Below are 7901 nucleotides of genomic sequence, written 5' to 3'. Positions count from 1 at the left end.
GCCACGTCGTCGGCGGTCGCGGTCTCGACACCGGCCTCGGCCAGCGCCGCGCGCAGGCCGTCGACCGCGTCGTCCGCGGCGATCACCCCGACCGATCCGTCGTGCGCGAGCGCGGCGCGCACCTCGGCCACCGTCGCCGAGGTCAGGTCGGTCACCGTACGCACATCCAGGCCGCCGTCGTGGCGCAGCGACTCAGCCGGCGGTACGTCCACCGCGAGCGCCGGGAGCAGCAGGTTCGCGAAAGCGACGACTGCGGCGGGCACCCGGAACCCGATGGTCAACGGGACCACCACCGCGTCCGGCTTGCCCAGATGGGCGAGAGATTCCCTCCAGTCCGTCGCCGCCCACGGCGCGGTGCCCTGGGCGAGGTCACCGAGGAGCGTGACCGAGCCGTGCTCACTGCGCCGAGCGATGGCCCGACACTGCATCGGGGAGAGGTCCTGCGCCTCGTCCACCACCACGTGCCCGAACCCGGAGAGCCGTTCCAGCAGCCCGGTCGCCTCGTCGATCAGCACCGCGTCGGCAGCGGTCCAACGGGTCGCCTTCGGCGTGCGGGCCGGCTTCACCCATGTCAACTGCGCCTGCTCAGCGTCGCTGAGCAGCCCGTCCGCTGCGGCGGCGAGCCGGTCCGGATCGGAGAACAGGCCGTGCACCAGCCCTTCCGGGGTGAGCGACGGCCAGACCGCGTCCAGGAAGTCGAGCACCGGCCGGCAGCGGCTCATCCGGCGCAGCCAGGCATCGCTGGGCGACTCCGCACGCCGCGCCTCGGCCTGCCGTTGCAGCAGACTCACCACCCGCGCCTGGACACGTTCCCGACCCGTGCCGTACGGCAGCCCCTCCCGGCGGGTCTCCTCGACGATCCGGTGCAACGGCTCCACCCCGATGCGCCAGCGGAACGAGCCGTCCGACACGGTGATCGATTCGGTCGGAGTGCCGATCTGCGCCTGCACGGCGCGTCGCAGCACGCTCGCCATCCGTACGTCGTGTTTGAGCGCGGCCACCGCCGGCGCCTCGACCGCCCGAACCGCCACCCGGGAAATCAACTCCTCCACAGTGGCCTGCTCGACCTCGACCTCACCGAGCGCCGGCAGCACCGCCGCGATGTACGACAGGAACGCCCGGTTCGGCCCGACGATCAACACACCCGCCCGCCGCAACCGCTCCCGGTGCAGGTAGAGCAGGTACGCGGCCCGGTGCAGACCGACAGCCGTCTTCCCCGTACCCGGCGCGCCCTGCACACAGATCGAGTCGGCGAGATCAGCCCGGACCAGCTCGTCCTGCTCCGGCTGGATGGTGGCGACGATGTCCCGCATCGGCCCGACGCGTGGACGCTCGATCTCGGCGGTGAGGATCCGACTGGTCGTACCGAGCTCTTCGCCCCGATCCAGCCGCTCATCCTCGAAGCTGGTCAGCACACCATTGCTGAACCCGAACCGTCGCCGAACCGCCACCCCCTGCGGATCCCGCACACTGGCCCGGTAGAACGACCGGGAGACCGGTGCCCGCCAGTCCAGCACCAACGGCTCACCACGATCATCGGTGACATGCCGCCGCCCCACGTGATACCGCCGACCGTGATGATCGCCGTTCGCGTCAGGTGCGATCGGCTCGCTGGCGGGCCTGCCGGCTGTGGTCCTGCCGGCTGTGGTCCTGTTGTCGGTGGTGCTGTTGTCGGGGGCGCCGGCGAAGTCGAGGCGGCCGAAGAAGAGCGGAGTGGTCGGGTCGTCGGCCAGCTCGGCGACCCGGCGGGCCAGGGTGCGGCCGAGCGTCTCGGCCGCGTACGCGTCGCCGGCCACCTGGTCACCGGTGGCGAAGAGAGACTCGGCCCGCTCCCGCATCCGACCCAGTGCCGCCCGCGAGGTGCTGAGGTGTGCGCGTTCGGCGGCCAGGTCCGCGTCGAGGCCGGTGTCGGTGTCGGTGTCGAGGTCAAGTGCGGGCATGCTGACGTCCCATCGTTCACATCTGCTGCGCGCTCGCGTGTCCGGGGGCGGATGGCCGGCCGCCCGGCGCGAAGACGTCCGTTCCGGTGCAGCTCACCTCGGCCGTCAAGCGGCCTGCAACCCTACGCTTCCCAACCCGCCGCAGCCATCGAATTACCGACGCGACCACCCGTCCGAGACGGCGTGTCGCCCGGACGGCTGTCGCTGGACGATCAAGCCCCGCCCCCCGGGGGCCGTGCCTCTCATGCCGTGACCGCCGCGACGCCGGTGATCGACTCGGCTTTCAGGAAGTCGCGGTCTCTGGGCCGGTGCAACGCCCCGGTTTCCAGGAAGCCGAATCGATCACCGGGCCGCTGGGCCGGGCCGCTGGGCCGCGCCGCTGGGCCGCTGGGCCGCGCCGCGAAGCCACGTCGCACTCGCCGCGTCGGTGGGCCGCGGTGCTGAGACGCCAGGCCGCGCTCGCCATTCAGGCCACCCCGTCGAGCCGTGCCCGCCCTCGAATCCGCCTGCTCGGTGCCGAAGGTGAAGGCGCGGCCCACGCGCGGTGGCCCGGGCGGGACGCGGGGGTGATGGCAGGTTGGGGAGGCTGCCGGGATCATGGGGGTATGACCGAGGCCCGCTCCGATTCGCGCCGGATGACGATCAGCGACCCCCAGGTGATGCGGGCGATGGCCCATCCGGCCCGGATCGCGATCATGGAGTACCTGAACAGTCGCGAGAGTGGTGGGACTGCCACCGAATGTGCCGAGATCGTTGGGCTGTCGCCGAGCGCAACCAGTTACCACCTGCGGGCGCTGGCGAAGTTCGGCCTGGTTGAGCAGGCGCCGAGCCGGGGGGACGCGCGCGAGCGCTTGTGGCGTGTGCCGAGCGTGAGTGTGCTGGTCGAGGCGGGTCGTGATGCCGGGCCTGAGGCGCGTGCGGCCGAGGCGGCGCTGGTGGAGGCGCATGCGGTCCGGGCCATGGAGCGGACTCGGGACTGGTTGCGGCGTGCCGGGGACGAGCCGGCCGAGTGGTACGACACGGCCCTGTTCACCGACACGCTGGTGCTGCTCACTGCCGACGAGTTGACCGAGTTGAACGATGCGGTGCTGGCGCTGCTCCGGCCGTATCACCCGCGGCGGCGGCAGGGTGGCGCACCGCCGGGGGCGCGCACTGTCGCGGTGCAGTACCGGACGGTGCCGTTGGCATAGCCAGGCTTGCATGAATCAGTTGTGAAGGATTATTTTCGAAGTATGTCCTTCACAACTGATGAGTCGCGCTGGTCGGACGTCTGGCTCGCCGCCGCCGCTCGGGGCACCACGATCTGCGGCGACTTCCTCGCCGCGACCGCGCTGGCGCTGGCGCTACAGGGTGCCGGTGCCGGTGGGCTGGCCGTGTCGGGGCTGCTGCTGGCCGCCACCCTGCCCCTGGTGGTGCTCGCCCCACTCGCGGGCAGACTCGCCGACCGGACGGACAGTCGTACCCTGCTGGTGACCATCGGGTTCGGCCAGGCCGTAATCTGCGCGCTGCTCGCCGTCGTCGAGCAACCGGTCCTGGTGGTAGGGCTCGTCGCCCTGCTGGCCTGCGGGCTCGCGGTCACCCAACCCTGCCTCGCCGCGCTGCTGCCGGCGATGGTCCGCCCGGCTGACCTGCCGCGAGCCAGCGCGATCAGCCAGACCGCCGTATCGCTCGGTGCGCTCGGCGGCCCGGTGCTGGCCGGCCTGCTGGTGGGACAGTTCGGCACCCGCGTACCGCTGCTTCTCGATGCCGCGACCTACCTGGCGCTCGTGGTCGCGGGCCTACTCCTGCGGACCCGACGCGGTGGCCAGCGGTCCGCCGCCGCGGCCAGCGAGGCCGCGGCCAGCGAGGCCGTCGTGAGCAGCGAGACCGCCGCCAGTCGGGCTGCCGACGTCAGCAGCCCGGCCGTTTCGGGCGGTGTGCCAACCCCGGGGGGTACGGAGGTCGGCTGGCGGCTGCGCCGCGATCCGTTGATGCTCGTCATGGTGGTGAGCACTGCCGTGGTGATCGCGGCGATCGGCGGCATCAACGTGATCGAGGTCTTCTTCATCCGCGAGACCCTGGAGGGCTCGGCGACCACGTACGGCCTGGTCAGCGCCGCATGGATGGCCGGCATGCTGCCGGGGACCTGGCTCGCCGTGCGACTTGCCCGGCGGCTCGACGACGACGGCGCGTTGGTACGGGGGGTGCTGGCCACTCTGGCCGTGTGCAGCCTGATGGTGTTGCTGGCGGCGACGGTGCCGGCGGCAGGTGTGCTGGTGCCGCTCTGGCTGGTGGGTGGTGCGGCCAACGGTGGCGAGAACGTCTTCGCCAACCTGCTCACCGCTCGGCGGGTACCAGAGGCGATGCGCGCGCGGGCGTACGCCAGCTACGGCGCGGCGGTGCAGGGTGGCTCGATGGCGGGCTTTCTGATCGGCGGGGCGTTGCTCGCGGTCGTCCCGCCTCGGCCGCTGATCGCCGGTGCCGGTGTGGTCGGGCTGCTGGTGGTGCTGGCCTTCGTGCCGGTCTTAGCCGGGGCGGCTCGACGGTCGTCAAGTGCGGGCTTGGCCACTCCGGGCCGGCCCGCCGAGCCGGAGCCGGCGGCCGGGGATACGGTCGGGCCATGGCTGAGCGCATCGCACGCCCGCGGGTCGGGCACATCCAGTTCCTGAACTGCCTGCCGATCTACTGGGGTCTGATGCGCTCCGGTGCCCTGCTCGACGTCGACCTGCAGAAGGACTCGCCTGACCGGTTGAGCGCGGCGCTGGTCGCCGGCGACCTCGACATCGGCCCGATCACGCTGTTGGAGTATCTGAAGCACGCCGACGAGTTGCTGCTCCTGCCGGACCTGGCGGTGGGCAGTGACGGGCCGGTGCTCTCGGTCAACATGGTCTCCACCCGGCCGCTCGCCGAGCTGGACGGCGCCCGGGTGGCGCTCGGCTCGACCTCGCGGACCGGGGTGATGACGGCTCAGCTGCTGCTCGCCGAGCAGTACAACGTGCGACCCGAGTACTTCCGCTGCCCGCCGGACCTGACCCAGATGCTGCTGGAGGCCGACGCGGCCGTGCTGATCGGGGACGTGGCGCTGCGGGCGTACTACGAGGCACCGCAGAAGGGCCTCACTGTCACCGACCTCGGGCAGGCGTGGCGGGAGTGGACCGGGCTGCCGATGGTCTTCGCCGTCTGGGCGGTCCGCCGCGACTTCGCCGCCGCCCACCCGGGCCTGGTGAAGGAGGTGCACGAGGCCTTCCTGCGCTCGCGGGATCTCTGCCTGGCCGAGTTGGACCAGGTCGCCGAGGCCGCTGCCCGCTGGGAGACCTTCGACGCGGAGACGCTGGCCACGTACTTCCGGACCCTCGACTTTTCCCTCGGCGAGCGGCAGGTCACCGGGCTGCGCGAGTGGGCCCGTCGGGCCGCCGCCATCGGCGAGGCCCCGGCGCTGCCGGACGGCGGCCCGGAGTTCTTCGCCGGCTGACCGCCGCCAAGCCGGGCCGGCAGAGCGCCGAGCTGCCAGCCCGGCCCGGCAGAGCGCCGAGCTGCCGAGCGGCTCAGGTGCCGGGGCGGAGCAGTGCCTCGGTGATCTTCTCGCAGTTCTTCATGCCGTAGTCGTAGCCCATGTTGATCGGGTATTTGACCATCACGCCCATCGTCCAGGTGTCACCGATCGCCAGGCAGTTGATGTGCATCTCCTGCTCCTTGGTCCGGTCGATCCACCCGTTCTTGATGGCAATCTTCTTCTGCTCGGAGGCCGGGAAGGCCTTGCGGATACCGAAGTCGCCGGCTCCGCGAACCAGCTTCATCTCGTTGAGCAGCCACTTGGTCCACTTCGGCCCGGCGGCCGTGCCGGTGACGATGCAGTTGCCCATCCGGGCGGTGTCCCGGGGGGAGAGCGCCGTCCGGCTCCAACCCTTGTCGGGGGCGACGCTGCTGTCGGTCAACTTGCACATGGAGATGAGCCGCTTGATCGATGCTTCCCGGTCGACCTGGTTGTAGAACTGTTCGGCCCGGGTGTTGTCGCTGTCCCGGATGATCCGCGTCGCGTCGGCGAGCTTCGCGTCGCTCGGGGTCTGGCCGGCGTCGGCCGCGCGACGCAGGTAGTCGGCGACGATCCAGGCCTTGATCATCGAGGCGGTCGTGCTGGTCTCGCCCATGTTCTTCGAACCGATGATCTTTCCGGTTCGGCGGTCGAGGACGCTCCAGGAGTACCAGCCCTCGATGTCCAGGTCGAGGTTCTTCGCCACGAACGGCAGCGGCTCCAGCGACGGGCTGGGCTTCGGCGACGGCGAGGACGGCTGGCGGGCGCTGCGGTCGGTGCCGGAGCCGGTGGGGCGGTCGCTGGTGCCGGAGCCCGCGTCGCCCCACTTGGCCGCGGCGGATGACTCGAACGGCGATCCGGGCAGCAGTCGCAGCGACACCAGGACCAGCCCGATGAGGATGACCGCGACGGCGATCAGCCGAACCGGGGAGGCCTCGCCGCCGTTGCGGCGGTCGACCCGACGGTTGCCGGCCATCAGAGCTTTCCGACCGGCTGCTGCGGCACCTTGAGCGCGGCGCCCGGCTGCGGGGTGACCAGTTGGGTGGCCACACTGGCGCAGACCTTCGCGCCGTAGTCCAGACCGGTCCTGATCGGGTAGCGCAGCATCACCGCGAGGCTCCACTTGCTGGTGACGGCGAGGCAGTTGACGTGCCAGTCGCCGTCGCCGTAGATGGGGGTCCAGCCGTTCTTGATGCTGACCGGGCCCTGGGAGGTGATCGACTTGGGTAGACCGTCGATGATCCCCCAGCGGCCACCACCGGACGAGGGTTTCTGGTCCTTGGCAGCGGTGGTGCCCCTCACCTTGCTCATCTGGTCCAACACCCACTTGGTCCACTTCGGGCCGGCAGCCTTGCCGTCGGCGATGCAGTCGCCGACGCGAGCCGCGTCGCGGGGGGACATCCGGGTGAAACTCCAGTAGCCGGTGTACGGCTTGACGTTGCCGCGCTTGGTGTCGGTCAGCCCGCAGATCTTGATCGCCCGCTGGATCACCGCGTCGGGAATGCTGCTCGACGAGGGCTTGTAGGAGCCACCCGCAGCGGCGTGGATCTTGTTGGCCGCTCCGTCATCGCTGTCGATGATGGCGAGGCTGGCCATCTTCTTCATCGCTGCGGGCGGCTCCCTGTCGCCGAGCTGTCGCAGGTAGTCGGAGACGATCCAAGCCTTGATCATCGATTCGGTGGAGCTGGTCGCGGTCATGTTCGGCGACCCGGAGATCTTGCCCGTCTTCCGGTCCAGCAGGGCCCACGAGAAGAACTCACCCTTGAAGCTCACCGACACCGGGCCGGCGGCCAGGGTGGGCGGCGGTGGTGGGGTGGGCGCGGGCGCGGCCACGCTCGACGTGCCGCCTCCACCGCCTCCGCCGCTGTCGTCGCTGGCGAGCCGGGCGTACGCGGTGGGGACCAGTAGGACGCCGCCGAGCACGACCGCCGTGATGGCGAGCACCAGGGTCACGCGAGATCGCATGAGTGGGTGAACTCCAGGTGTCAGGGCCGGGGGGACCGGCTTGTCGTCGGGACGAATCGGGTGCGATCGCCGAGGCCGGGGGAGGTGGCCTCTGTGGAGATGTCGACGTCGGCAGCCGATCGGTTGTCCGGCAGAAGTCTACGTCCGGACCGGCGGACCGCCAGGGTTCGACACTAGGCAACCTGGGATAAAGGCGGGATATGGGGCCGGTATGAGGTTTTTGCAGTGATTCATCTTTGTTCCGTGGCCTAGGTCACGGCGACGTAACGGTCCCCAGGTAGCGCAAAGCGCTCATCCGCTCACAGATGGGATGCCGGATTCCTGTTACACCCCCTGGTGCAACAAGGCGCAAGCTGTAACACTTAGCCTCATGTATGGCAACGACTTCTCCGCCCCGGACGGCGCCACCGACGAGGCGCCCGGCGGCCTGCTGGGCGAGGTCGAGGCCGCCGAGGCCGAGCTGCGAGCAGCGGCGGCGCGCGGGC

Annotated in this window: 6 protein-coding genes and 1 pseudogene; 4 read left to right on the top strand and 3 right to left on the bottom strand. The window is 70.8% G+C overall.

Annotated features, from left to right (window positions below; genetic code table 11):
• Nucleotides 1–1940, bottom strand: a 1940-nt coding sequence (locus tag ABZ749_RS23950) for an AAA family ATPase (RefSeq protein WP_357231370.1), incomplete at its 3' end; no start/stop codon positions are given.
• A 605-nt stretch (nucleotides 1941–2545) separates the two neighbouring features.
• On the opposite strand from ABZ749_RS23950, the gene ABZ749_RS23945 reads away from it, so the two are divergent.
• Genes ABZ749_RS23945 through ABZ749_RS23935 form a run of 3 tightly spaced genes read left to right on the top strand, consistent with a single transcriptional unit; the run spans nucleotide 2546 to nucleotide 5391 of the window.
• Nucleotides 2546–3130, top strand: coding sequence for a winged helix-turn-helix domain-containing protein (locus ABZ749_RS23945; protein ID WP_357231367.1), 585 nt, complete (start codon nucleotides 2546–2548; stop codon nucleotides 3128–3130).
• Between the two features lie 42 nt (nucleotides 3131–3172).
• Complete coding sequence (locus tag ABZ749_RS23940; protein ID WP_357231364.1) at nucleotides 3173–4588, top strand: MFS transporter; 1416 nt, start codon at nucleotides 3173–3175, stop codon at nucleotides 4586–4588.
• Nucleotides 4540–5391, top strand: a complete 852-nt coding sequence (locus tag ABZ749_RS23935; RefSeq protein WP_357231361.1) for a menaquinone biosynthesis protein — start codon at nucleotides 4540–4542, stop codon at nucleotides 5389–5391. Before ABZ749_RS23940 ends, ABZ749_RS23935 begins: the two co-directional genes overlap by 49 nt.
• A 73-nt stretch (nucleotides 5392–5464) precedes the next feature.
• On the opposite strand, the gene ABZ749_RS23930 is transcribed toward ABZ749_RS23935, so the two are convergent.
• Together ABZ749_RS23930 and ABZ749_RS23925 are read right to left on the bottom strand one after the other, a co-directional pair.
• Nucleotides 5465–6427: a hypothetical protein gene (locus ABZ749_RS23930; RefSeq protein WP_357231358.1), complete on the bottom strand. Its 963-nt coding sequence runs from the start codon at nucleotides 6425–6427 to the stop codon at nucleotides 5465–5467.
• On the bottom strand, nucleotides 6427–7416 hold the full coding sequence (locus ABZ749_RS23925) for a hypothetical protein (RefSeq protein ID WP_357231355.1): 990 nt from the start codon (nucleotides 7414–7416) through the stop codon (nucleotides 6427–6429). Before ABZ749_RS23925 ends, ABZ749_RS23930 begins: the two co-directional genes overlap by 1 nt.
• Nucleotides 7417–7786: 370 nt before the next feature.
• Between ABZ749_RS23925 and ABZ749_RS23920 the strand changes: the two are divergent.
• Nucleotides 7787–7901, top strand: a pseudogene (locus tag ABZ749_RS23920) (1,2-phenylacetyl-CoA epoxidase subunit A); the annotation flags it as partial.

This window comes from Micromonospora sp. NPDC047753 (assembly GCF_040642735.1).
Classification (GTDB): Bacteria; Actinomycetota; Actinomycetes; order Mycobacteriales; family Micromonosporaceae; genus Micromonospora.
The sequence above is the reverse complement of the archived record's forward strand: the minus strand, read 5'-3'. Positions and strand labels throughout refer to the sequence as shown.